We start from the raw sequence: 23,819 nt of genomic DNA on the forward strand, positions 1-23,819 counted from the left end.
GTAATACACGAATAAATGCCAATATTGCTGAATGAGTTTGAGCGGGTAAATAAACCATATTTCATAAAAACTGATAACTTTGGTTCTAAACACACAACAACAACCTGAACCCACATGATGAAAAGAACCTGGAGGACCACAATAATGGTCTTTATGCTTCCTATTGCAGTTATTCCAACATGCGTTAAAGCTCAAAATCAACAAAAGAAACAGCAGCAGCAAAACCAAGCAAAGCGAGGGAGCTCGCCAAATATCATTTTCATTTTAACAGACGACATGGGCTATGGAGATCTTGGTGTTTTCTTCCAAAATCAACGTAAACAGCATCAAAACCTGCCTTATCAATTGACGCCAAATCTGGATCAAATGGCGGCTTCCGGTGCGAAGTTTACCAACCAATATAGCAATGCCCCGGTATGTGCGCCTTCCCGCGCCTCCTTTATGACGGGGATGAATCAAGGAAATGCGAGTGTCAGAGACAACCAGTTCGACAAGCAAATTGAAAACAACCACACCATTGCCAATATGCTGAAAAGCGCAGGATATGCGACCGCTGCAGTCGGTAAATGGGGCTTGCAAGGAGAAACAAAAGAGGAGCCAAACTGGCCTGCCCATCCTTCAAAGCGAGGATTCGATCAGTTCTTTGGCTATATGAGACATGCTGACGGACATGAACATTATCCATTTGAAGGCCTTTACAGAGGTAAAAAGGAAGTCTACGACAACTATACTAATGTGGCCGCCGACTTAAGTAAAAGCTATACGACAGATTTATGGACCGCTTATGCGAAGAAATGGATCGTAGATCATGAGCGGAGTAAACAGGCAAAACAACCTTTTTTTATGTTCCTCGCCTATGATGCACCACATGCGGTTTTAGAATTGCCAACTCAGGCTTATCCTGCAGGTGCTGGATTGAAAGGCGGCATACAGTGGACAGGAAAAAAAGGAGCCATGATCAATACTGCTTCCGGTGAAATTGATACCTATGTACATCCTGATTATGCAAATGCCACTTACGATGATGATCAAAATGTGAATACTCCTGAAAGGCCATGGCCAGATACTTATAAGCGTTATGCAACTGCCAACCGCAGGATAGATGATGCGATAGGCGATGTGATGCAGCTTTTAAAAGACCTGAAGATTGATGAAAATACCCTGGTTGTTTTCAGTTCCGATAATGGCCCTTCTATAGAATCTTACTTGCCAAAAGGTTATGCACCCAACAGCCCAGAGTTTTTTGGAAGTTTCGGCCCGTTTGATGGGATCAAAAGAGATGTTTGGGAAGGTGGATTGAGAATGCCTGCACTGGTTCGCTGGCCCTCAAAAATTAACCCCGGACAAACGATTGCTTTACCCAGCATGCTGTCTGATTGGATGCCTACTTTTGCCGAGGCTGCCAATGTCCCTGCGCCAGCAAGGTTAGATGGTGTCTCATTGCTGCCCAGCTTAACCGGTAAGGGTAAACAGCTGCAAGGGCAGGTGTATATAGAATATCAAGAAGGAGGAAATACCCCGGATTTTAAAGAATTTGAAGCCAGTAGAAGAGGCAGGAAACGCAACCAGATGCAAATGATTCGTATCGGTGATTTGGCAGGTGTACGCTATAATATAAAATCAGCAGATGATGATTTCGAAATCTATAATGTAGTCACAGATCCTAAGGAAACGATTAATCTTGGCGGAAATCCAGCGTATCGCCGCTTGCAGGAGAAAATGAAAACGAAAGTCTTACAAGCCAGAAAAGTGGATGCTGAAGCGCCTCGTCCTTATGATGCAGCGCTGATTCCAAGTGTAAATCCTGCAGGAAAAATCACCGCAGGAATTAGCTGGAAGTTCTATAAAGGGGATTTTCAATGGGTGGTTACCGAAAAGGGACGAACTCCATTGCAAAAAGGAACGACTATAAGTCTGGAAAATCATACGCCCCCTAAACTTTCTGGGATGATGTTATATGAAGCTTGGTTTAAAGCGCCGCAAGACGCTGAGTACACCTTCTCCTTTGAAAGTAATGTAAAAGCTTATCTGCGTTTGCATGAAGCGGAATTGCTGGATGCAGATTATGACTATTCGCCAGGGAAAGAAATCACCGCTACTGTAAAACTGAAAGCTGGATATCATCCGATTAAAATTTACGTAAAGCAAGAGCAGGGAAAGGCAATATCGTTGCGCTTAAAGCAAAAAGAAGCTGGAGCTAACTGGCAGAATATGAGTGATAAAAATCTTTTTAGCGTAAAATAACTGGCTTTAATCATTTCTAAATAAGATTATCCCGCAAAAAAGTGAGTTTAAACTTTCATTTAACCAAAAAGTTAATTACATTTGGGCTTACCCTTTCGAGGGTATGTTTTTCATAGGTAGATGTAGGGTCGGAAATTTATTTCCGATCCTTTTTTTTTACAACTGTTTTTAGCTGCTTTAATACAGTACATCGTATCTGTTTTAACTTTATCTTTGCTGCTGCTATGGATAAGAAGAAAATCATTGTTGCCATTACCGGAGCCAGCGGCTCCATCTACGCCAAACTCCTGCTTAATAATTTAATGACCCTTTCTGATCAGATTGAGACGGTAGCTGTTGTGATGTCCGACAATGCGAAGGAAGTATGGCGCTTTGAACTCGGCAACGAAGACTACGATCGCTACCCTTACAAGTTTTATCCGAAAATGGACTTCAATGCACCTTTCGCGTCGGGCTCTGCAAAATTTGACACTATGATTATCATTCCATGTTCGATGGGCACCCTTGGCAGAATCGCCCACGGCATCTCCAACGACCTCATCAGCAGGGCTGCCGATGTAGTCTTAAAAGAACGCAGAAAATTGATCGCTGTAGTGCGTGATACCCCTTTCAGCCTCATTCACATCAATAATCTGAAGATCGTAACCGAAGCTGGTGGTATCATTTGTCCGGCAAGTCCTTCGTTTTATTCCCTGCCAAAAACCATCGAAGAGGTGGCGCAGACTGTTGTGAGCCGGGTCATCGACCTTGCTGGTCTCCGTCAGGATAGTTACCGCTGGAATGAGGAATAATCTCAGCTAAAACCTTATCTTTGCGCATTCTCAAAGAAATTTTATAAGGGCTAAATGAAGAAGGTTGCATTTTATACACTAGGTTGTAAGTTGAATTTTTCAGAAACTTCAACAATAGGAAGGTTATTTACCGATGCCGGATATGCGGTGGTGGATTTTACAGCTGGGGCGGACGTATATGTAATCAATACCTGTTCTGTAACGGAGCATGCGGATAAAAAATGTCGCAAGGTAGTTAAAGAGGCCCTGAAATATTCTCCTAATGCTTATGTGACGATTGTGGGCTGTTATGCACAGCTGAAACCAGTAGAAATTGCCGAAATTGAAGGCGTGGATATGGTATTGGGTGCTGCAGAAAAATTCCGTATTGTAGAATATATCTCTGATCTGACGAAACTTCCAAAAGCCGTTATTCATCAGCAAAACATAGAAAAAGTAAATCATAATTTTATTGCAGCCTATTCAATAGGGGACAGGACACGTACTTTCCTGAAAGTTCAGGACGGCTGTGATTATCCTTGTACCTATTGCACCATTCCTCTGGCACGAGGTGGAAGTCGTAGTGATACCATCGAAAACGTGGTGAATAGAGCGACACAGATTGCGGAAAGCGGCGTGAAAGAAATTGTGCTTACTGGTGTAAACCTGGGCGATTTCGGAATCAGAGATGGCCATAGAGAAGATAAATTCTTTGACCTGGTAAAAGCCCTGGATGAAGTAGAAGGAATCGAAAGAATCCGCATCTCTTCCATCGAGCCAAACCTGCTCAGCAATGAGATCATTGAATTTGTAGCTACTTCAAAAAGATTTGTACCCCATTTCCATATTCCATTACAATCAGGTTCTAACAAGATCCTGGGGTTAATGAAAAGACGTTACCAAAGAGAACTGTATACTGAACGTGTAGCCACCATTAAAGCATTAATTCCAAATTGCTGTATCGGTGTAGATGTGATTGTAGGTTTTCCTGGAGAAACACATGAAGATTTTCTGGATACTTACCAGTTCCTAAATGAATTGGAGATTTCTTATTTACACGTCTTCACTTATTCTGAACGCGAGCAAACCGCTGCGGCAGAAATGAAAGGCGTGGTTGCAGGAAGTACCAGAGCCGACCGCAGTAAAATGCTCCATATCTTATCGGATAAAAAACGCAGGGCTTTCTATCAATCTCAGATTGGTACCGTAGGCGAAGTGCTTTTCGAAGACGATCAGAAAGATGGTTTCATGCATGGTTTTACGAAAAACTATGTGAAAGTAAAAGCAAAATACGACCCGGTGATGGTGAATGAGATTAAAAGAGTGAAATTGCTTGAACTTACTGCCGATGGTGAAGTAGAAGTTGCAGAAAGCGAAGAAGTTTTAGCTCATTAATCTTATATTCGCATAAAAACCTTTCTAAAAGTATGTTTCCAACCGTATCCCATTTTATAGAATATCTTTTCGGTGTTCAGATACCTCTTCCTTTCAATACCTTCGGTGTTTTTGTAGCATTAGCTTTCATTGCAGGTTACTGGGCATTTACAGAAGAATTTAGACGTAAAGAAGCCTTGGGGATCATCCATCCGATTAAGAAATACATTACTGTAGGAAAACCTGCTACCACCTTAGAACTGTTCTATAACGGTATTTTTGGCTTCCTGATCGGTTATAAACTGGTTTACGCGTTATTAAATTATAAGCTGTTTGTGAGCGATGCCCAAACGGTATTGCTTTCTACAAAAGGCAGCCTTTTAGGTGGTCTGTTTTTTGCAGGCTTATTTGCTTACTGGGATCATAAAGAGAAAAACAGGGTTAAATTACCGGCACCAAAAACCGTAGAAGTGATCCAGCATCCTTATGAGCTGATGGGCAATATGATTGTCTGGGCAGCAGTATGGGGATTCCTTGGTGCGAAAATATTTGATAATCTGGAACACTGGGATACCTTCGTACAAGATCCAATCGGTGGTTTGCTTTCTTTCAGTGGGTTGACCTTTTATGGTGGCTTGATTTGCGGTGGTGCTGCGGTGCTATACATTGCTAAAAAGAACAATATTAAAGTATTGCACATGCTGGACATTGGTGGTCCGGGAATGATGCTGGCTTATGCTGTTGGCCGTATCGGCTGTCAGATGTCGGGAGATGGAGATTGGGGAATTGACAACCTGAATCCTAAACCGGTAAGCTGGCTGCCAGACTGGCTATGGGCTTATACTTACCCTAATAACGTGGCCAATGAAGGTATTCCTATTCCGGGCTGTGTCGGTAAATTCTGTCATGAATTGGCAAATCCGGTCTATCCAACCCCAATTTATGAGGTGATCGTTTGCTTTATCTTATTCTTCATCCTTTGGAAAGTCCGCACCAGAATTAAAATTCCTGGTATGATGTTTGGAATTTACCTGATGCTGAATGGTCTGGAAAGATTCTTTATCGAATTGATCCGTGTGAATACCAAATACGATGTGGCTGGCATCCGCTTTACTCAGGCAGAATTGATTTCCAGTATATTATTTCTATCCGGTTTGCTGCTGGTTCTATATTCTGTGAGGAATAAAGAAAAGCTGGCGAGCTATTAAAATATAAGATTTGAATTACGAATTACTTTGTTCTAAAGTTGTAGCCATTGCCCGTTTAACCGGCAATTTTATCCGCAGGGAGTCCATGAATTTTGACGCGAATGCGGTAGAAATTAAAGGACTCAACGACCTGGTTTCTTACGTAGATAAAAATGCCGAAAAGCAATTGGTGAGGAATCTGGTAAAATTGATTCCTGAAGCTGGCTTTATTACAGAGGAGGAGACCTTAAATACAACCGGTGCAGTTTTCAACTGGATTATCGATCCTTTAGATGGGACGACCAACTTTATCCATGGTCTGCCTACTTATGCGATCAGCATTGCCCTTTATGAGGACGGACAGCCGGTGATTGGTGTCGTCTATGAAATCAACAGGGGAGAGATGTTCTCTACTTATAAAGGTGGAGCGGCTTACCTGAACAACAAAGAAATTTCGGTATCTAAGCGTACTTCCTTAAGCGAAACTTTAATCGGAACGGGTTTCCCGTACTATCAGTTTGAGAAGCAGGAGGCCTATATGCAATTGCTTTCAGAAATGATGCGCAGCTGTCATGCTTTAAGAAGAATTGGCTCAGCGGCCACTGATTTAGCTTATGTGGCTTGCGGTAGGTTTGATGGCTTCTTTGAATACAACCTGAATTCCTGGGATGTGGCTGCGGGTGCTTATCTGGTGCAGCAAGCGGGAGGGAATATCCTTAATTTTTCTGGCGGTACAGAGTTTATTCAGCAGCGCGAGATCCTAGCTACGAATGGGAATATCGATGGAGCGCTATTGTCGATTATGGCCAGACACTTCTAAACAAAAACATTTAAAAGATGATACGAGAAAAGGCCCTGATTGATAAAATCAAGGCCTTTTCTCGTATATGCTGATCTGGTGCTTATAAAGCTTCAGATACGACTTCTTTCACTTCAGGAACCATACGCTGTAATAAATTCTGGATACCAGATTTTAACGTAATGGTAGAAGATGGACATCCACTGCATGAACCTCTAAGTTCTACAGTAACCACACCTTCGTCAAATGATTTATAGCTGATTGCACCACCATCCTGCTCTACTGCCGGACGAACATAGTCGTGCAGGATTTGCTGGATTTTGATTTCGATATCTGTTCCAGTGAATGCTGGAGCAGCTTCGTCAGTTTCTTCTTTGATTTTATATTCTGATTCTACCGCACCTTTTACGAATTCTTTTAGGATTGGCTCAATATCTGGCCATTCCGCATCTTCGGTCTTGGTAATCGTGACAAAGTTACTTGCAAAAAAAACGCCGTTTACAAAGTTGAACTTGAACAGTTCCTTTGCAAAAGGAGATAGCTCAGCACTCTCTTTAGTCGCAAAATCTTCGCTGCCGTTGATCAATAATTTATTGACCATGAATTTCATGGTGGCAGGGTTAGGGGTTTGTTCTGTATATACGTTGATCGTCATTGTCTTTTTTTCTTACAAAAATAAATAATTCAAAGCTGCAAATTACGTTGTCGATGTCTGTTTTAGGTCATTAATTCCTAGAACACACCCGTATAGTTAAATGGCGTAATTTTCTTTAGTTCTGTTTTTATTGTGTCGTTTACCGCTAAACCATCAATAAAGGTAGCCATGGTATCCGCGGTGATCTTTTGATTGGTACGAGTCAGGTCTTTTAAAGCCTCGTATGGGTTCGGGTAAGCTTCTCTTCTCAACACGGTTTGAATTGCTTCTGCAACCACTGCCCAGTTGTTTTCCAAATCAGCGGCAATCGCATCATTGTTCAGAATAATTTTGTTTAATCCTTTAAGGGTAGAAGCCATCGCGATTACCGTATGTGCCATAGGAACACCTACATTTCTCAATACAGTTGAATCCGTAAGGTCTCTTTGTAAACGGGAGATTGGTAATTTTGCAGCGAAGAATTCAAATAAAGCATTTGCTAATCCTGCATTTCCTTCTGCGTTTTCAAAATCAATCGGATTTACTTTATGCGGCATAGCCGATGAACCCACTTCTCCTTCTTTAATTCTTTGTTTGAAGTAGTTTTTAGAAATGTAAGCCCAGATGTCCCGATCAAGATCGATAATGATGTTGTTGATGCGTTTCAAAGCGTCACATTGTGCTGCAAACTGATCGTAATGTTCAATCTGAGTGGTATGCTGTGCACGTGACAATCCCAATACTTCGTTCACGAAGTGGTTAGAGAAATCTACCCAGTTTACATTAGGATAAGCAATGTGGTGTGCATTGAAATTACCTGTAGCACCACCAAATTTTGCGCTGTTAGGGATGTTTTTTAAGTTATTTAACTGGATTTCCAAACGTTCCGCAAATACCAGGAATTCTTTACCCAATTTAGTAGGCGAAGCTGGTTGTCCATGCGTAAATGCCAACAATGGAACAGTTGCCCATTCTGCAGCCAGTTCTTTAATCTTGCTAATTAAGTTGCTGATGTTTGGATAATATACTTCGTTTAATGCTAGCTTAAATGTATATGGAATAGCCGTATTGTTGATGTCCTGAGAAGTTAATCCAAAATGGATAAATTCTTTGTAATCCTGAAAGCCTAAATCGTCAAATTGTTTTTTGATGAAGTATTCAACCGCTTTTACATCATGGTTGGTTACTTTTTCCGTGTCTTTAATCTCCTGTGCATGTACATCTGAGAATTGCTCATGAATCAGACGTAATTTACTGTAATTGGATTTATCAAATTTCGCTAATCCTGGTAATCCGATTTCACATAGTGAAATGAAATACTCTACTTCCACATATACCCTGTATTTAATTAAGGCAGATTCAGAAAAGTACTTAGACAGGCTTTCAGTTGTATTTCTATAACGGCCATCTATTGGAGATATAGCTTGTAATGGTGATAAATTCATGGATATTAAGATTGTTTACGGTCGCGAAGTTACGGATTATTAGCCGTTTTTGGGAATGGAAGCCTGGCTAATTGAATTTCAGGGCATAAAAAAAGGCCTTGGAATAGTCCAAGGCCTTTTTTTATGAAGTTAATTAAAACTAGTGAGCAGCTGGTTTAGCAGTTTCAGTAGTAGTTTTAACAACTGTATCTTTTACTGTAGTATCCACAACTGAAGTATCAACAGTAGTCACAACAGCACCTGAGTCAGTTAATGTAGTGTCAGTTGATTCACCTTTTTTCTCTGATGAACAAGCTGCTACTGATAAAGTGATTGCTAATGCTGCGAAACCTAATTTAAATGCGTTTTTCATTATATTTTGTTTAAATGTTAAATAATCAATTTTGTAGATTAATACCCTATATCCAAAAAGGTAACCCAGGTAATCCAATTTATTTTTATTTTTTTTCAAATATATTTTTCAAGTCCTGAAATCAGGGAGAAAGTAGGGCGGTATTTGCACCCGAACACTTTCTGGTCTTTTTCATCCTGAAATTATTTGACTTTTTTTGGAAAAAAAATGCTGAAAAACTTTTACTTACTCAGTTTAACGGCGTAAGAAATATAAATGCAACAAAAAAGGTGCTGGATTGCTCCAGCACCTTTTTTGTGATTAGCCTTTTGAGCTTATTTTTTAGTTACAGTGTCAGTAGCAACAGTTGTAGTTTTTACAGTAGTATCTTTTACTGTAGTATCAACAACGTTAGTGTCAACTGTAGTAACAACAGCACCTGAATCAGTTAATGTAGTATCAGTTGATTCACCTTTTTTTTCTGATGAACAAGCTGCTACTGATAAAGTGATTGCTAAAGCTGCAAAGCCTAATTTAAATGCGTTTTTCATTATAATTCTATTTTAAATAATTAATTAATTTTGCTGATTAATACCTGAAAGATTAAAAGGTAACCCGAGCAATTCAAAAAAAAATAAAATATTTTTATTTGACGAATTTGGAGCAGTTGACGTTTAGTAAGGTAATAAGGGAAAGATCAGAAAAAAGTATTTTTTTTTGGTTAACATTGGGTTACCATTCACGTATAAATGTATTAATTGGTGAGTAATAAGTTAAGCAGTTCAGTTCCAACAGATAGAGAGGTAGTTTTAGGGATACTAAATGACTCGGAAGATACGCTAAATAAACTGTACACCGGATATTTTCCGATGGTATTGCAGTTTATACTGAATAATAACGGTGATGAGGATGATGCAAAAGACGTGTATCAGGAAGGAATCATCGTATTATACAATAAAATAAAGGGCGGCAATTTTGAATTGAGCAGTAAACTAAAGACCTATATATACTCAGTTTGCAGAAGAATATGGTTGAAGAAACTTTCCCAGGAAAGCCGGAAAACCAATAACGTCTCAGATTTTGAGGATATCATGGCAGTAGAGGTTGATTTGGAGCAGCATGAAGAAAAAGATCAGCAGTTTGATAAAATGAACGATGCACTTGTTCATCTTGGTGAACCTTGCAAGACCATTATTCAGGATTTTTACATCAACGGTCTGTCTATGCAGGACATTTGTGAGAAATTTGGCTATACCAATACGGATAATGCCAAAACTCAAAAATATAAATGCTTACAACGGCTGAAGAAATTGTTTTTTCAAGTTTAAAGGTGATATGAGAAACGAGATTGAGTTAGAGGGTATAATTGAAGATTATTTGAATGGTAAGCTTTCTGAGACAGAAAGAGTAGCTTTTGAGCAGCTTCGCAAGAATGATCCAACGGTGGATCATAAGGTAGTTGCGCATAAAGTTTTTCTGGATGCTTTAGGAGAGTATGCCAATAAGATGGATTTAAAAGCGAAAATGGATCGCGCCCATGCAGAAATTGACGTAGAGCGCTTAACAGAAGCGTTAAGACCTCATCCTTCCCGTATCATCAACTTATGGAGAAAAAATAAAGCAGCGATTGCCGTTGCCGCCTCTTTCATCCTGTTAACCATTGTGACCGTTTATTCTATCCAGCAAAACACCAAACAAATTGGCAGCGTTGAACTGGTCAGCAGGGAATTGACGAAAATTAAAAATTCTCAAAGCAGCCTGATCAGAATCATCAATTCTAAAAATACCCCTAAAAACGTGAAACCTGCCAATTTCGGCGGAACAGGATTTGCATTAACCGCCAACGGTTACTTATTGACCAATCTGCATGTAGTAGATGGCGCGGACTCTGTATATGTTCAGGATAGCAAAGGTGATTCTTATAAAGCTAAAGTAGTCAGAACTGATTCTCAGTATGATTTGGCCATTCTAAAAATTACAGATCGTTCATTCAGCCCGCTTTCTAACCTTCCTTACCGATTGAAACAAAGCGGAATAGGCATGGGTGATGTGGTTTATACCTTAGGTTTTCCTAAAGATGATGCCGTATTTGGCGAAGGTTATGTGAGCTCAAAAACAGGTTATAATGGAGATACCACACAATATCAGGTGGCCATTCCTGTAAACCCTGGAAATAGCGGTGGTCCTTTATTAGACCATCAGGGAAACATCATCGGTGTCATCTCTGCGAAAGAGAAACAAGTAGATGGAGCAACCTTTGCAATTAAATCAAAATATATTCAAGAGGCTTTAAACTCTATTCCTAATGATTCTTTAGGTAAAAAAGTGGCTTTCAATAAAAGAAATTCTTTGCAAGGCCTGAGCAGAAATAAACAGGTCCAGAAAATACAGGATTATGTGTTCATGATCAAAGTATATAAATAAAATTCTATTTTAAATAATTGTAAGACCCTATAGCTGATCTCGCTGTAGGGTCTTCTTTTTTTTAAGCCATTTTTCCTGAGTTCTTTCTTAAAAATTCCTAGTTTTATGTTAAAGCGGATTTAATTTCATAACGAAGACCTAATTAGGAAACATGGATTTTGGAAAGGTTGCCACAGATGAACTTCAAAGAATAGATTTTAGCCTGCCAGCTGATGGCCAGCAAACCGCGCTGACTTTGTCGGGTAAACCTGCAGCAAAAACACCAGCTTTTTATGTGGGCTGTGCGAAATGGGGCAGAAAAGAATGGGTAAATATGATCTATCCCCCAAAGACTAAAGAAGCCAATTTTCTGGATGAATATGTAAAGCATTTTAATTCAATTGAACTGAATGCTGTTTTCTATAGTCTGCCAAAGCCGGAGCAAATCAGGAAATGGAAGGAAAAGGCAGCCCTGAATTCCAGGAATGGATTTCTTTTCTGTCCGAAGTTTTCTCAGTCCATTACTCACAGGAAAAGGCTAAAGAGCGCAGAAGAAGTCACGGATATTTTCCTCTCTGGTATCTCAGAATTCGGCGAATACCTCGGACCCTGTTTTCTCCAGATGGGAGATAATTTTGGACCAAAAAACAAAGATGTTTTAGCATCCTACCTCGAATCCCTGCCCGCAGATTTATCCATGTTCGTAGAACTTAGAAATCCGGAATGGTTTTCGCAGGATAGCAACCGCAAACCCCTTTTTGAAATGTTAGCCAGGTTAAATAAAGGAGCAGCCATTACCGATGCCAGCGGCAGAAGGGACGTGATCCATATGGAACTGACCATCCCCGAAGTATTCATTCGTTTTGTAGGTAATGGCGCGGCGTTTAAAGTCTTAGATGAAGCCCGAATTGATGATTGGGTGAAACGCCTTAAAATATGGCTGGATCATGGATTGGAGAAGGTTTACTTCTTTTTACACCAGCACGATGAAAGGGATACGCCGATTCTTGCCAATTATACCATTAAAGAATTTAACAAGCATTTAGGCAGTGCGATTTCAGAAATCAAATTCCTTGCTGGGAAAGATGGAGAAATTACAAAAGACACACAATTATTCTAAAAAGTATACTAAATTTGTAGATATTATAATTTATACCCTAAAACCACACAATTATGAGTTTAAGAATAGGGGACGTAGCGCCCAACTTTAAAGCAGAAACTTCTATCGGGAATATCGATTTTTATGAATTTTTAGGAGATAGCTGGGGTGTTTTATTTTCTCATCCGGCAGATTATACTCCGGTATGTACTACAGAACTTGGACGTACCGCTTCTCTAAAAGGCGAATTCGAAAAAAGAAATGTTAAAGTACTTGCCTTAAGCGTAGATTCAGCAGAATCACATAAAGGATGGATCAAGGATATCAATGAAACACAAAATACCAATGTGGAGTTTCCAATCATTGCGGATGAAGATAAAAAGATCGCAGATCTTTATGACATGATTCACCCAAATGCATCGGAGACTTTAACTGTGCGTTCCCTATTCGTGATTTCTCCAGACAAAAAAGTGAAACTGATGTTGACTTACCCAGCTTCTACCGGAAGAAATTTTGATGAAGTATTGAGGGTAATTGATTCCCTGCAGCTGACTGCTCAATACAGTGTAGCTACTCCAGCAGATTGGAAAGACGGTGAGGATGTAGTAGTTATGAATAGCATCAAAACTGAAGATATTCCTGCAAAATTCCCAAAAGGATACAGAGAGATTAAACCTTATTTAAGAATGACACCTCAGCCAAACAAATAGCTGTTCGTCAATTCTTAATCCTGTTATTTCATGAAAACGCCCCAAAAACTGTTTAGGTTTTGGGGCGTTTTCTGCTTTTAATATTTGGGAGCTAAATCCTATTTAGCTGCCATTTGGTTGTTTTACGTTCCCTGATTTGTATGAGCACTCTAATGGGTCAATTAGCCAATGGAGCTCGTAAAGACGCTTTCATAATGATTGTACCTTGTTTTAAGTTCCTTGCTCAGCTCCAGCTGCTGGTGATCCCTGCTCATCTCCTCTAATCCATTGATGATTGATATGCCCACTTGTATGTCTCTTAAACGCCTTCTTTGTTGGTCCGGCTGCAGGGAAGCGATATATTGCAGCTCCAGGTCCAAAAAGGAAAGGGTGGTTTTGGCCAATACATTGGCCTGCTGTACGTCTTTGAGCTCATAAAAAATTCTGATGCTGTTGAACCTGTTGATGGTATCCTGGATCGCATAATTTTTTAATGGCAGTTCTTTAACACTTTTTTTCATCACTTCCATTGCCTGCTCTGGTTTGCCGGCTAAAATCAGGTTATTAGCTAGGGTATTGTGAAAAGTCCAGGTAGTTTCTGCGATAGACCTGCTTTCTATATCCAGGTACTTCGCAGTTTTGAAACCAGAAAAATTCATTTTATTCATCACATTGTCGTACATCACTTCTGTATTGGTGACCTGTGATTTATCACGCTCATCTTTAGGGTTTGTCTTTAAGGGTAATAAACGGTAAGCATACCCTTCTAGGTACAGGTATTTTTCTAAGCCAATATAAGTATCCGGAGATACGGAAGTGGCGAAATAAATTGGTCTTTCCCAGTTGTTGTGCACCAAAATATCATACATGGCTAGGTCTGCTTTACCGATAAAACTTTTATCAACTTTCCATTCCATTTGAGTAGCAATTTTGTCTTTGTCGGCAGCTTTAATGGTTTTGGTTTTGACCAGCTGATCCGAATCAATGGTCATTTTAAGTTTCTTAGTTGGCAAGATGTTTTCAAAAGATCCATCACTCATCTGTACCTTATCTTCTTGATTGTCGGATGTAAGCACAGTTAACAATTCTTTTAATTCCACACTGTCGGTGATGCCGTAATCTACATAAGGAATATAATCACGTACGCCCTGCAGGTATTTCTCAGCCGCCATCGTAATAGGTAGTGCGGCAGATTTATTCTGCTGTTTTTTCAGTTGATTGATGAAATCACCGTCGCTTAAGAATTGGATACAAATCACGCGGACGTCAGTTCTGATGCCTTCTACCTCTTGCGCATACCACAATGGGTAGGTGTCATTATCTGCATTGGTGAATAAAATCGCATTTGGCGCGCAGGAATTCAGGTAGTTTGCCGCCCAGTCTCTGGCTGTGGTTTTACCCGAACGGTCATGATCATCCCAGCCTTGTACCGCCATTAAAGTTGGCGCAATTAGTAACCCGGTCAGCGCGGCAACCAGCAGACTCAATTTTCGGGGCGCGAAGCGCGAAAGTAATGCTTTGATCGCCAATACACCGAAACCAATAAAAATGCAAAAGGCATAGAAAGAGCCTACATATGCATAATCTCGTTCTCTTGGCTGGAGTGGGTCCTGATTCAAATATAGAATAATGGCCAGGCCGGTGAAAAAGAATAAAGTAGCAATGACTAAGGTCGCTGGTTTGTTTTTTCTATAGAGAAAGATCAATCCAGCCATTCCCAATAGGAAAGGCAAGCCAAAAAGTACATTGTGACCATTGTTTTCTTGTATCGAAGGAGGGAGATTTGTTTGTGAACCTAGTCTGAGGGCATCCAAGGGCTTAATGCCAGAAAGCCAGTTGCCATCTTCCAGATTGCCATGCCCCTGAATATCGTTCTGACGGCCAACAAAGTTCCAGAAGAAATAGCGTAGATACATGAAACCCACCTGATAAGAACTAAAAAAGCTGAGGTTATCGGCCATGGTTGCTGACTGCCCTTTTTCCATCCCCATCCATTGCTGGTAGAAATTTTCGTGATTAGGTTTTCCACTGTACATCCTTGGGAAAAGCATGTTTTTATCGTATTCAACTTTGAAGGACTTTCCAGACTCCTCATATTTTGAACTGCCTTTGCGATATTGAGTACCAGTTTCTTTAAAATCGGTTTGTTTGGCGTCAAAGGTTTTTCCGTACAGCAATGGGGTTTCGCCATAATTGGTGCGTCCAAGATAACTGTAGAGCGAAAATGGATTGTCGGGGTTAGACAGATTGATACTTGGCTTGGCATTCGCGCGGATCAGGATGACAAAATAAGAACTGAAGCCGAAAATAATGAAGGCCAGACAAAGCAGACTGACGTTTAGGTGGTGTTTACGATGTTGGATAGCATAGTAGATGCCGTAACTGATCGAGCCAGTCAACAGTAAGATAAAGGCCATAGCGCCATATCCAAAGTTGAATCCTAGCGTATTGACAAAGAAAAGATCAAATTTCGCAGCGATAAGAACCAAGTATTGCACGATCACAATTTGTACGAAGCCTACAATCAAACAGGCAATAGCGAAAGCTTTTAAAGTGCCAAACCAGCTGACTTTTTTTGTAATCTTGAAATAGTAAACCAATACAATAGCCGGTATGGTGAGTAAACTTAATAAGTGAGCACCGATGGATAGGCCCACAAGAAAAGAAATGAAAACCAGCCAGCGGTTGTCCATGCTTTTTTCCCATTTCAGAATGGCCCAGAATACTAGGGCAGTAAAGAGGGTAGATAGGGCATACACCTCAGATTCTACGGCTGAAAACCAAAAGGTATCGGAAAAAGTATAGGTTAAAGCGCCTACAACACCAGCCGCAATCACTCCGAGCATTTCCAATTTGGTTTTTTCTTCGGAATATAGTTTGGAGGCCATCGCCGTGATGGTCCAATACAGGAACATAATGGTCGCTCCACTAAACAGTACCGAGCTAAAATTTACCCAATAAGCGACTTTGGCAGTATCGCCCATAGCGAGTAAAGAGAATAATTTGCCGATCATTAAGAACAATGGGGCTCCGGGTTGGTGGCCTACCTGCATTTTAGCACTGGCAGCGATGAACTCTCCACAATCCCAGAAGCTGACGGTCGGTTCCATCGTCAGCCAGTAAACAAGGCTGGCAATTCCAAAAAGGAGAAAGCCTACCAGGTTATTAATGCGGCAATAATTTTTCATGAGGTGAGGTTTAATTTATGGTTAATCAAAAATAACCAAATCATTAAAGCATAGTCACTTAGAAATGTTAAAGTATGTTAATTTTTCCTTTAGTAATGCTGCTCAATATGAGCATCGATCACCAGATAACCCTGTTTTTTGCTCTGTGTAAAGATGAAGAAGCGATGTTGATCTGGTTTGATTTTATATTTTTTTACCAGTTGTTCTGCTTTATCGCGGTAATTTCTGGCAATCACATTTCCCCTCAGGTCTTTTTCTTTTTTCAGATCTGCAGGAGTCAAAAGGCCATTGATTTTGAATCTTCGTCCTGGGAAATCGCTGACCACGTTTGAAGAGGTGTAGAGCTGTGTTTGGGAATGCAATTTCTGCAAGCCATATCTGCTGGCAATCAGGTTGAATGCTCCGCCTTTTAACAACGCGGTATCAGGCTCGTACAGATATTCCTGTAAATCCTGTTCTGGAATTTCGGCCGCTATATCTTCCTCTCCTTTGAAAAAACTAAAGCTTTTTTCTTGCTCATTTAAAGTGGTACAAACGATTTTTACTTGCTCGGCAGGTTTGTTTTCTACGATCCAAAGCAACTCTTTACATTCATTTTTCACACTGACTACGTGGATTTCGCTCACGTTTTTAAGTTCTTTTAATCCGGCGCTGAGGTCGAGTAAGGGGGCAGTTTTAATGATGATCCTTTTCGATTTCGACAGCAAAAGGTCCAGGTGTTCCACCACATTTGGCGTACAATCTTTAAGCATAAACACTTTTCCTACGCTGCTTCTTCTGGCAGGATCAATGTAAATATTGTCGAAATGAATATTCTTTTCCTGAAGGTAGGCAATGCCATCCAGCGCTAAGAACAGCATGTTAGACTGCTTTAACACCTGTGCATTGTGCGCTGCAATTTCAGAAAGCTCTGGATAAATCTCACAATGGGTGACTGATTTCAGTTTACGGGCGAAGAAAAGGCTGTCTACCCCGAAGCCACCAGTTAGGTCAATCAGACTTTCTCCAATCGTTAATTTTGATTTATAAGCGGCTGTACTTTCCGAAGAACATTGCTCAATGGACAGTAAAGCGGGATAATAAACCAGTTCCTGATGATACCAGGTAGGTAGTTTTTTAATACTTTTCTGTTTTGCTGCAATCTGGTTGGCCAGTTCTTTAGAACTGACCTCCGGAAATGGACTTTTAGCCATAGCAATGGTAAATACATCCCCATTTAAATGGTGATTGATATATTCCTGTACTGCTGGGGCTAAAATATTTTTATTCAATGGAATTGATTTAGGTGCTAGGGTTACGGTCTTTCATGACAATCTGACAAGTGTGTCTACTTTTAACTTCCAGCAAAATGCTTTTGTTAACGGTCACACGATCAATTGTTTCCTGGTTGTAATACCTGATGGTCACCAACTCTAAACCGGTATTGTATTTTACTTTGTAATGGACGGAAAGCTCCTCAATAAGTTTTTGCAATTTTTCCGGATCCTCATCAATACTCACCGAAAAACTGATCGCGGAGTTGAGCATCGTATTGATCTTCACTTTATGTTTATGAAAAAGACTAAAAATGTCGCTCAGGTTTTCTTCGATAATGAAGGAGAAATCTTTAGGGAAAATAGAGATGAGTACCTGCTGTACCTTGAAGATAAAAGAAGGAACCGGCAACTGGTTTTCCGCATTCGTAATGTCTGTACCTTCGGCTTCCGGATGAAGGAATGAGCGTACAAAAAGTGGAATATTTTTATTTTGGATCGGTTTAATTGTTTTTGGGTGGATCACCGTTGCTCCATAATAAGCCAGCTCGATGGCATCATGATACGACAATTGCGGGATTCGTTCAGTTTCGTCAAACCATTTTGGATCGGCATTTAATACTCCTGGAACATCTTTCCAGATGGTTAAAGAATCGGCATTTAGGCAGGAAGAAAAAATTGCTGCCGAATAATCCGAGCCTTCACGACCCAATGTAGTGGTGAAATTTTCACTGGTGCCACCAATGAATCCTTGCGTTACGCCAATAAAATGATCCAGTACAGGCAAGAGTTCCTGCTGTATTTCTGCTTCTGTTTTCTCCCAGTTTACATTTCCTTCCCGGTAATTGTTGTCGGTTTGGATGAAGTTACGGGCATCCAGCCATTTGGCTTTTAGACCGGTTTCGCACAGGTAAGCGGCAACGATTTTGGTAGAAATGACTTCACCGATTGATACCATCTGATCGTAGATATAATCAGGACTATCTGTGATTTCTTCTTCAATCAGCCAGTCGATCTCCACAAAAGTATTGGCTACATCATTGTAAATCGGGTGCTGGTGATTCGGAAAAAGATCGCTTATGATCTGAAAATGATAAGCTTTTACAGCTTCAAAAATCTCATGAACATTTTCTTCTTCCCCATTCAGGTAAGCTTTGTAAAGGTCTTCTAGTTTGTTGGTCATTTTGCCCATAGCAGAAATGACGATCAGTAATTTTTCTTTAGGGTAGCGGCTAACAATTTGCGCAAGGTTGATGACGCCAGCTGCATCTTTTACAGAGGCGCCTCCAAATTTGAATACGAGCATAGTTATTTTGTCGGACTTAGTAAAGTGTTAGGCCTGGCAATGGTTTTTAAATCGCTGAAAGGAATGATCAATTCAGTGCTGCCATAAGCATAGGCTTTAATTTCGTATGGGTTATAAAGGAATTTTAATCCTTCTTTGGTAATTGTAAAATTGCGGTTCAGGTCGAACTTATCATTTTCAAAGAAATAATTGTCTTTGAGGCTTGCTGTCGGACTTAATTTCTCATTTTTTCTAAAAATCTTTTCAGCAATGGCCACCAGCTGAGGCATGCTGCCTTCATTAATCAGTGATTCGAGCGTGATTTCCTGTAAGGTTTTCGGATGGATATTCCAGTACACCATCACACTATTTGGGTGGGCACCACCTGCATAATTGACCAGGCTATGTTCAAATCCTAAGTAATCCGGCTGATCTGTTAACACTTTTGTTTCGGCATCGATAAACCAGGCCGCCACAGTTCCTTCTGTATCTCTTAGATTTTCATAGTTTTTCAGGAAAGCATCCGCTACCTGCTGGTAGGTCTGGTCTTTTTTCTCATCAGGATTGATCATGGCCTCCACCGTTTTTTGCTCCAGGAGCTTGTTCAGCTTTGGATTTGAAAAAACAGGATAAACCATACGAACATAAGTGGTATCCGTGCTTTTTGTCTTCGCAGCAGGATTAGGCTTGCTGAAAACTTTAAGGCTATCGTATTTAAAACTCATGCCATCGTTAGCAGACATTTCCACAAGTGTGGAATCTTCCTGATCACTTGCTTTTTTCTCACTCTGGCAAGCTGCAAAGCTTAAAGCCACTAGTAATATTGCTATTTTTTTCATCTGCTATTGATTTAAAGATTTCTATTGTTGATTTGAAAGGCCTTTACCTTTGATTTTGAGCGATTAGTTTCAAACGCTATGCCATTTAGGTATTTCGAAAGTTGCTCTTTTATTTTGCAAGCTGCTCTTTTGAAAAAGAACCATTCAACCATTCCGGATCCAGCTGTGCTTCATACTTCTTGTAAAAGTTGATGGCTGGTTCATTCCAGTCGAGCACCTGCCAGTTCATGCCATTGAAATTTTGGTCTTTCGCCTCCTCCATCACTCTTTCGAAAAGTAATTTTCCGATGCCTTTGCCTCTGTAGCTTTCAGTAACAATGAAATCTTCCAGGTACAACCTGCATCCTTTCCAGGTAGAATACCTGGTATAATATAGTGCAAAGCCAATAATCAACTGGTCGTTCTCTACTACGAAAGCGTTCCATACCGGTTTGGAACCGAAACCAGCATCTTCAAATTCTGCTAAAGTCACCGTGACTTCCTCCGGTGCTTTTTCATATAGGGCCAGCTCCTGAATCAATTCCAATAAGCGCGGACAATCCTGCTGTGTGGCCACTCTGATATTTATATTCATTATGCTTCCTCTTTCCAGTGTTTAATTTTTCTTTTGCCAAAGATATTGCTGCCCACGCGAACCATAGTGCTTCCAGCTTCGACAGCCAGTTTATAATCTCCAGACATACCCATCGAGAGCTCTTTAAAGCGGTCGTCTTTTCTAAAGAAACTTACTTTGATGCCGTCAAAGAGTACTTTCAGCTCTGTAAATTCATCCAGAGTCTGTTTCTCTTGTGCATTATTGCTGGCGATGCCCATTAAACCCGTAATACGCACGTTTTTCATCGCCGCAAACTCTTCAGAACGCAATAAATCAATTGCTTCATCATAGCCTAAACCGAATTTAGTGTCCTCATCAGCAATATAAATCTGTAGTAAACAATCGATCACTCTCTTGTTTTTTGTTGCTTGTTTGTTGATCTCGATCAACAATTTCAAGCTGTCTACTGATTGAATCAGGCTGATAAAAGGGGCAATATATTTCACCTTATTGGTTTGTAAATGACCGATTAAGTGCCATTCAATGTCTTTTGGAAGTTCGGCTTGTTTTTCTACCAGCTCCTGCACAATGTTTTCTCCAAACACCCTTTGTCCGGCATTATAGGCTTCCAAAACTGCTGATGCTTCCTGGTATTTTGAAACGGCGATCAATTGCACCGCATCTTGCTCCAATTCGTTTTTATATTTTAATAAGTTATCTGCTATACTCATTTATCAGTATTTTTGGTAAAATTAAGAACCTTAGCGAACTTTGGCTAAGAAATAATGATGTTTTAAGCATAATGAGAAATTTTTTATATATAATATCCTTTTTTCTACTGTTTTCTGCCTGTAAACCGGGGATCCCTAAAGACATCATCCAACCGGATAAAATGCCGGGTGTATTGAGCGATATTCATGTGGTAGATGGCTATGTATCTGCGATTCCGGTACTAGATTCCGCAAAAAAGGTAGCCAGTTCATTTTATAAAGGGATTTACAAGAAATATGGGATTGACTCTGCGCTTTTAGCGAAGAGCATGACCTATTACAACAATAATCCTCAGTTGCTGGCCGACATTTATACCAACGTAGTAGATGATTTAACCAGACAGAGGGACATCATTACAAAAGCAGACTCACTGAAAAACGAGAAGAATAAATTAGAATTACAGTTAAAACTGTCGGCCGATTCCATTGCTAAGAAATCACCGGATTATAAAATCCGTTTCTTGCTGAAGGATACCACAAGCCTGCAGGATACCACGAAAAAGGCTATGGAATTTATCCAGCCGAAGATGGTTTTTAAGTACCCAAATTAGAATTATAAGTATGTTATATCCGGAGAATTGTTTAGAGCGTTTGGGTTTCAGTGAGGTCCGACAACTTATACATAAGCACTGTTTGAGTCCGATGGGACAGCAAATGGTGGATAAAATGCAGGTCATGACGAAGTATGACCAGATCAATAAATTTTTGCGTCAAACTCATGAATTTAAAAGTATCCTGGAAAATCAGGAGCCGCTGCAAATCAGTACATTTTTTGACATCAAATCTTTAGCTGATAAAATTAAAGTAGAAGGCACTTACCTGGTAGAGGAAGAGTTGCATCAGATGTATGCTTCCCTGGTTACGGTATTTTCAGTACTTCGCTTTTTTGAAGAAAGAAAAGAAGTATATCCCAACCTGGAAGCCCTATTGGAACACCTTCCAGTAGAGAAAAATATCCTGAAAAGAATTGAAATGGTGCTGGACCCGAAAGGGAAAATCAAGCCCAATGCTTCAAGTACCCTGCAGCAGATCATTGGCGACATTGCCAAGGCGGAGCAGGATGTGAGAAAGCGGATGGACTCCATTTATAAAACCGCGGTTGGCAACAACTGGGTGGCGGATGGTAGCTTAACCATCAGAGATGGCAGGATGTGTATTCCGATCCTCGCGGAGAATAAAAGAAAACTTAAAGGTTTCATTCATGATGAGTCTGCTTCCGGGCAAACCGTTTACATGGAGCCAGAAGAGGTGTTTACACTGAACAATAAACTGAGAGACCTGGAATTTGATAAGCGCAGAGAGATCATCAAGATCCTGATTGCGCTGACTACAGATTTAAGACCTTATACGCCTTTATTATTATCGTACCATGGTTTCCTGACAAAGTTAGACTTTGTGCGTGCCAAGGCTTTGTTTTCGATTGATATCGAGGCTGATATGCCGGTATTGGTCAAAGAAGCCAGATTAAAACTAATCAATGCGAGGCATCCGCTCTTATATCTTTCTTTTAAGGAGGATAAAAAGACGGTGGTTCCTTTAAATGTGCACATGACCGATGAGCTGAGGATTGTCTTGGTTTCCGGTCCGAATGCGGGTGGAAAGTCGGTTTGTATGAAAACTGTTGGTTTATTACAGCTGATGGTACAATCTGGTTTACTGATTCCTGTACATGAATCCAGTGAAGTAGGAATCTTTGAAAACATCTTCGCCGACATTGGTGATGACCAGTCCATTGAGAGTGATTTGAGTACTTACAGTGCGCATTTAACCAAAATGAGACATTTTGTAGCGCATGCCACTCCAAAAACGATGGTGCTGATTGATGAGTTTGGTACAGGTACTGATCCTCAGTTTGGCGGGCCAATGGCAGAAGCAGTGTTGGAAGTATTGAACAATAAGAAAGTGAGGGGAGTAATTACCACCCACTATTCAAACCTGAAACTCTTTGCCGGGAATACTCCAGGCCTGGAAAATGCCTCTATGCTGTTTGATAATGACCGCATGAAGCCAATGTATGTGTTGGAACTGGGTAAACCAGGGAGTTCTTATGCCTTTGAAATTGCGCAGAATATCGGTCTGCAGAAAGAAGTGCTAGAGCTGGCAAGGGCAAAAACCGGCACGAATCAGAATCGTATTGACAGCTTACTGGTGGATTTGGAAAGAGAGAAAAAGCAGATTTATGATACAAAACTGCATTTGTCTAATCAGCAGAATAAAGTGAAAAACCTGGTTGCAGAAAATGAAAAGCTGAAATTGTTTTTAGATGAAAACAAAAAGGTGCTGATCAAAGAAGCAAAACTGGAGGCACAGGCGATCATCAAAAATGCCAATAAACTGGTAGAAAATACCATTGCGGAGATTAAAGACAAGCAGGCCGATAAAATCGTCACTAAACAGCTGCGTCAAAATCTGCAAAAGGTATTGGTACAGAATCAGGTGAAAGAAGAAAAGAAACCTGAGGTTGCAGTGGCTTTAAATACGCCGATACAAGTTGGAGATTGGGTGCAGCTGAACAATAGCGAAACCACCGGACAGGTACTGGAAATTAACAGAGACAACCTGGTGGTAGCGTTAGGAGATTTACGTTCTGTGTTGAAGAAAAATAGAGTGTATAAAATCAGCAATAAACAAGCTAAAAAGGCAGTTCAAAATCACTCTTATACCGGCAGCATTTCTGAGGCAATTGGCAATTTTACAGCTGAACTGGATTTACGTGGTATGCGTGGCGAGAATGCTTTGCATGAAGTAGAGAAATACCTGGACAAGTCGATCATGCTGGGTTTTCCATTCATCAAAATCATTCATGGAAAAGGAGATGGTATCCTTAGGAAACTGATCCGTGAATACCTGAGAAAATATAGTCAGGTGAACCGCGTAGAAGATGAACATGCCGATAGAGGCGGCGATGGAATTACTTACGTGTATTTCAATTAGTTAAACATATTCAGGACATTGCTTGTTATCAGATAAAGCA

The 23,819-nt window shown here is 40.4% G+C and carries 21 protein-coding genes; 11 read left to right on the forward strand and 10 right to left on the reverse strand.

Going from position 1 to position 23,819, the window contains the following annotated elements:
* Positions 1–114: 114 nt before the first annotated feature.
* The 5 genes from H9X96_RS13325 (at position 115) to H9X96_RS13345 (ending at position 6,395) form a co-directional block, all read left to right on the forward strand.
* Positions 115–2,244, forward strand: coding sequence for a sulfatase-like hydrolase/transferase (locus tag H9X96_RS13325; protein WP_187666770.1), 2,130 nt, complete (start codon positions 115–117; stop codon positions 2,242–2,244).
* 224 nt (positions 2,245–2,468) lie between these two features.
* Positions 2,469–3,035: a UbiX family flavin prenyltransferase gene (locus H9X96_RS13330; RefSeq protein ID WP_187666771.1), complete on the forward strand. Its 567-nt coding sequence runs from the start codon at positions 2,469–2,471 to the stop codon at positions 3,033–3,035.
* A 54-nt stretch (positions 3,036–3,089) separates the two neighbouring features.
* Positions 3,090–4,409 carry a tRNA (N(6)-L-threonylcarbamoyladenosine(37)-C(2))-methylthiotransferase MtaB gene (mtaB, locus tag H9X96_RS13335; protein WP_187666772.1) on the forward strand — a complete coding sequence of 440 codons (1,320 nt, stop codon included), beginning with the start codon at positions 3,090–3,092 and terminating at the stop codon, positions 4,407–4,409.
* 32 nt (positions 4,410–4,441) lie between these two features.
* On the forward strand, positions 4,442–5,596 hold the full coding sequence (locus H9X96_RS13340; RefSeq protein ID WP_187666773.1) for a prolipoprotein diacylglyceryl transferase: 1,155 nt from the start codon (positions 4,442–4,444) through the stop codon (positions 5,594–5,596).
* Positions 5,597–5,606: 10 nt separating this feature from the next.
* Positions 5,607–6,395 (forward strand): inositol monophosphatase family protein, encoded by a 789-nt coding sequence (locus tag H9X96_RS13345; RefSeq protein WP_187666774.1) that lies wholly within the window; start codon positions 5,607–5,609, stop codon positions 6,393–6,395.
* An 82-nt stretch (positions 6,396–6,477) separates the two neighbouring features.
* On the opposite strand, the gene H9X96_RS13350 is transcribed toward H9X96_RS13345, so the two are convergent.
* From H9X96_RS13350 to H9X96_RS13365, 4 genes are all read right to left on the reverse strand, one after another.
* Complete coding sequence (locus H9X96_RS13350; RefSeq protein ID WP_187666775.1) at positions 6,478–7,029, reverse strand: NifU family protein; 552 nt, start codon at positions 7,027–7,029, stop codon at positions 6,478–6,480.
* 77 nt (positions 7,030–7,106) lie between these two features.
* Positions 7,107–8,453, reverse strand: coding sequence for an adenylosuccinate lyase (purB, locus tag H9X96_RS13355; protein WP_187666776.1), 1,347 nt, complete (start codon positions 8,451–8,453; stop codon positions 7,107–7,109).
* 139 nt (positions 8,454–8,592) lie between these two features.
* Positions 8,593–8,904, reverse strand: a complete 312-nt coding sequence (locus H9X96_RS13360; protein ID WP_255431108.1) for a hypothetical protein — start codon at positions 8,902–8,904, stop codon at positions 8,593–8,595.
* Positions 8,905–9,119: 215 nt separating this feature from the next.
* Positions 9,120–9,335 (reverse strand): hypothetical protein, encoded by a 216-nt coding sequence (locus H9X96_RS13365; RefSeq protein WP_187666777.1) that lies wholly within the window; start codon positions 9,333–9,335, stop codon positions 9,120–9,122.
* Positions 9,336–9,545: 210 nt separating this feature from the next.
* Here H9X96_RS13365 and H9X96_RS13370 point away from each other — a divergent pair, with 210 nt between their 5' ends.
* The 4 genes from H9X96_RS13370 to H9X96_RS13385 all read left to right on the forward strand — a co-directional run bounded on the left by H9X96_RS13370 (position 9,546) and on the right by H9X96_RS13385 (position 12,996).
* Positions 9,546–10,112: an RNA polymerase sigma factor gene (locus H9X96_RS13370; RefSeq protein WP_187666778.1), complete on the forward strand. Its 567-nt coding sequence runs from the start codon at positions 9,546–9,548 to the stop codon at positions 10,110–10,112.
* Positions 10,113–10,119: 7 nt separating this feature from the next.
* A complete protein-coding gene (locus H9X96_RS13375) occupies positions 10,120–11,208 on the forward strand; it encodes a S1C family serine protease (RefSeq protein ID WP_187666779.1) in 1,089 nt (362 codons plus the stop codon).
* A gap of 151 nt (positions 11,209–11,359) precedes the next feature.
* The gene (locus tag H9X96_RS13380; protein ID WP_187666780.1) at positions 11,360–12,307 is read left to right on the forward strand and encodes a DUF72 domain-containing protein; all 948 of its coding nucleotides are present in this window, start codon (positions 11,360–11,362) and stop codon (positions 12,305–12,307) included.
* Positions 12,308–12,360: 53 nt separating this feature from the next.
* A complete protein-coding gene (locus H9X96_RS13385) occupies positions 12,361–12,996 on the forward strand; it encodes a peroxiredoxin (RefSeq protein WP_187666781.1) in 636 nt (211 codons plus the stop codon).
* A gap of 161 nt (positions 12,997–13,157) precedes the next feature.
* On the opposite strand, the gene H9X96_RS13390 is transcribed toward H9X96_RS13385, so the two are convergent.
* The 6 genes from H9X96_RS13390 to H9X96_RS13415 form a co-directional block, all read right to left on the reverse strand.
* Positions 13,158–16,163 (reverse strand): DUF2723 domain-containing protein, encoded by a 3,006-nt coding sequence (locus H9X96_RS13390; RefSeq protein WP_187666782.1) that lies wholly within the window; start codon positions 16,161–16,163, stop codon positions 13,158–13,160.
* Positions 16,164–16,252: 89 nt separating this feature from the next.
* Positions 16,253–17,434: a hypothetical protein gene (locus H9X96_RS13395; protein ID WP_187666783.1), complete on the reverse strand. Its 1,182-nt coding sequence runs from the start codon at positions 17,432–17,434 to the stop codon at positions 16,253–16,255.
* 10 nt (positions 17,435–17,444) lie between these two features.
* Positions 17,445–18,722 carry an aspartate kinase gene (locus H9X96_RS13400; protein ID WP_187666784.1) on the reverse strand — a complete coding sequence of 426 codons (1,278 nt, stop codon included), beginning with the start codon at positions 18,720–18,722 and terminating at the stop codon, positions 17,445–17,447.
* 2 nt (positions 18,723–18,724) lie between these two features.
* Positions 18,725–19,540: a DUF3298 and DUF4163 domain-containing protein gene (locus H9X96_RS13405; protein WP_187666785.1), complete on the reverse strand. Its 816-nt coding sequence runs from the start codon at positions 19,538–19,540 to the stop codon at positions 18,725–18,727.
* A 109-nt stretch (positions 19,541–19,649) separates the two neighbouring features.
* Complete coding sequence (locus H9X96_RS13410; RefSeq protein ID WP_187666786.1) at positions 19,650–20,114, reverse strand: GNAT family N-acetyltransferase; 465 nt, start codon at positions 20,112–20,114, stop codon at positions 19,650–19,652.
* On the reverse strand, positions 20,114–20,806 hold the full coding sequence (locus H9X96_RS13415; RefSeq protein ID WP_187666787.1) for a YggS family pyridoxal phosphate-dependent enzyme: 693 nt from the start codon (positions 20,804–20,806) through the stop codon (positions 20,114–20,116). Before H9X96_RS13415 ends, H9X96_RS13410 begins: the two co-directional genes overlap by 1 nt.
* Before the next feature lie 71 nt (positions 20,807–20,877).
* Between H9X96_RS13415 and H9X96_RS13420 the strand changes: the two genes are divergently transcribed.
* Both H9X96_RS13420 and H9X96_RS13425 read left to right on the forward strand, forming a co-directional pair.
* Positions 20,878–21,396, forward strand: a complete 519-nt coding sequence (locus H9X96_RS13420; protein WP_187666788.1) for a DUF4296 domain-containing protein — start codon at positions 20,878–20,880, stop codon at positions 21,394–21,396.
* Positions 21,397–21,406: 10 nt separating this feature from the next.
* Positions 21,407–23,779 (forward strand): endonuclease MutS2, encoded by a 2,373-nt coding sequence (locus H9X96_RS13425; protein WP_187666789.1) that lies wholly within the window; start codon positions 21,407–21,409, stop codon positions 23,777–23,779.
* Positions 23,780–23,819 lie beyond the last annotated feature (40 nt).

The organism is Pedobacter sp. N36a (assembly GCF_014472395.1).
Taxonomy (GTDB): domain Bacteria; phylum Bacteroidota; class Bacteroidia; order Sphingobacteriales; family Sphingobacteriaceae; genus Pedobacter.

Excerpts from the sequence above, each read along its gene's own strand:
- mtaB (WP_187666772.1), top strand. The coding sequence starts at position 3,090 with ATGAAGAAGGTTGCATTTTATACACTAGGTTGTAAGTTGAATTTTTCA.
- H9X96_RS13325 (WP_187666770.1), top strand. The coding sequence starts at position 115 with ATGATGAAAAGAACCTGGAGGACCACAATAATGGTCTTTATGCTTCCT.
- H9X96_RS13380 (WP_187666780.1), top strand. The coding sequence starts at position 11,360 with ATGGATTTTGGAAAGGTTGCCACAGATGAACTTCAAAGAATAGATTTT.
- H9X96_RS13385 (WP_187666781.1), top strand. The coding sequence starts at position 12,361 with ATGAGTTTAAGAATAGGGGACGTAGCGCCCAACTTTAAAGCAGAAACT.
- H9X96_RS13340 (WP_187666773.1), top strand. The coding sequence starts at position 4,442 with ATGTTTCCAACCGTATCCCATTTTATAGAATATCTTTTCGGTGTTCAG.
- H9X96_RS13415 (WP_187666787.1), bottom strand. The coding sequence starts at position 20,806 with ATGAGTATAGCAGATAACTTATTAAAATATAAAAACGAATTGGAGCAA.
- purB (WP_187666776.1), bottom strand. The coding sequence starts at position 8,453 with ATGAATTTATCACCATTACAAGCTATATCTCCAATAGATGGCCGTTAT.
- H9X96_RS13350 (WP_187666775.1), bottom strand. The coding sequence starts at position 7,029 with ATGACGATCAACGTATATACAGAACAAACCCCTAACCCTGCCACCATG.
- H9X96_RS13400 (WP_187666784.1), bottom strand. The coding sequence starts at position 18,722 with ATGCTCGTATTCAAATTTGGAGGCGCCTCTGTAAAAGATGCAGCTGGC.
- H9X96_RS13405 (WP_187666785.1), bottom strand. The coding sequence starts at position 19,540 with ATGAAAAAAATAGCAATATTACTAGTGGCTTTAAGCTTTGCAGCTTGC.
- H9X96_RS13410 (WP_187666786.1), bottom strand. The coding sequence starts at position 20,114 with ATGAATATAAATATCAGAGTGGCCACACAGCAGGATTGTCCGCGCTTA.
- H9X96_RS13330 (WP_187666771.1), top strand. The coding sequence starts at position 2,469 with ATGGATAAGAAGAAAATCATTGTTGCCATTACCGGAGCCAGCGGCTCC.
- H9X96_RS13420 (WP_187666788.1), top strand. The coding sequence starts at position 20,878 with ATGAGAAATTTTTTATATATAATATCCTTTTTTCTACTGTTTTCTGCC.
- H9X96_RS13425 (WP_187666789.1), top strand. The coding sequence starts at position 21,407 with ATGTTATATCCGGAGAATTGTTTAGAGCGTTTGGGTTTCAGTGAGGTC.
- H9X96_RS13375 (WP_187666779.1), top strand. The coding sequence starts at position 10,120 with ATGAGAAACGAGATTGAGTTAGAGGGTATAATTGAAGATTATTTGAAT.
- H9X96_RS13365 (WP_187666777.1), bottom strand. The coding sequence starts at position 9,335 with ATGAAAAACGCATTTAAATTAGGCTTTGCAGCTTTAGCAATCACTTTA.
- H9X96_RS13390 (WP_187666782.1), bottom strand. The coding sequence starts at position 16,163 with ATGAAAAATTATTGCCGCATTAATAACCTGGTAGGCTTTCTCCTTTTT.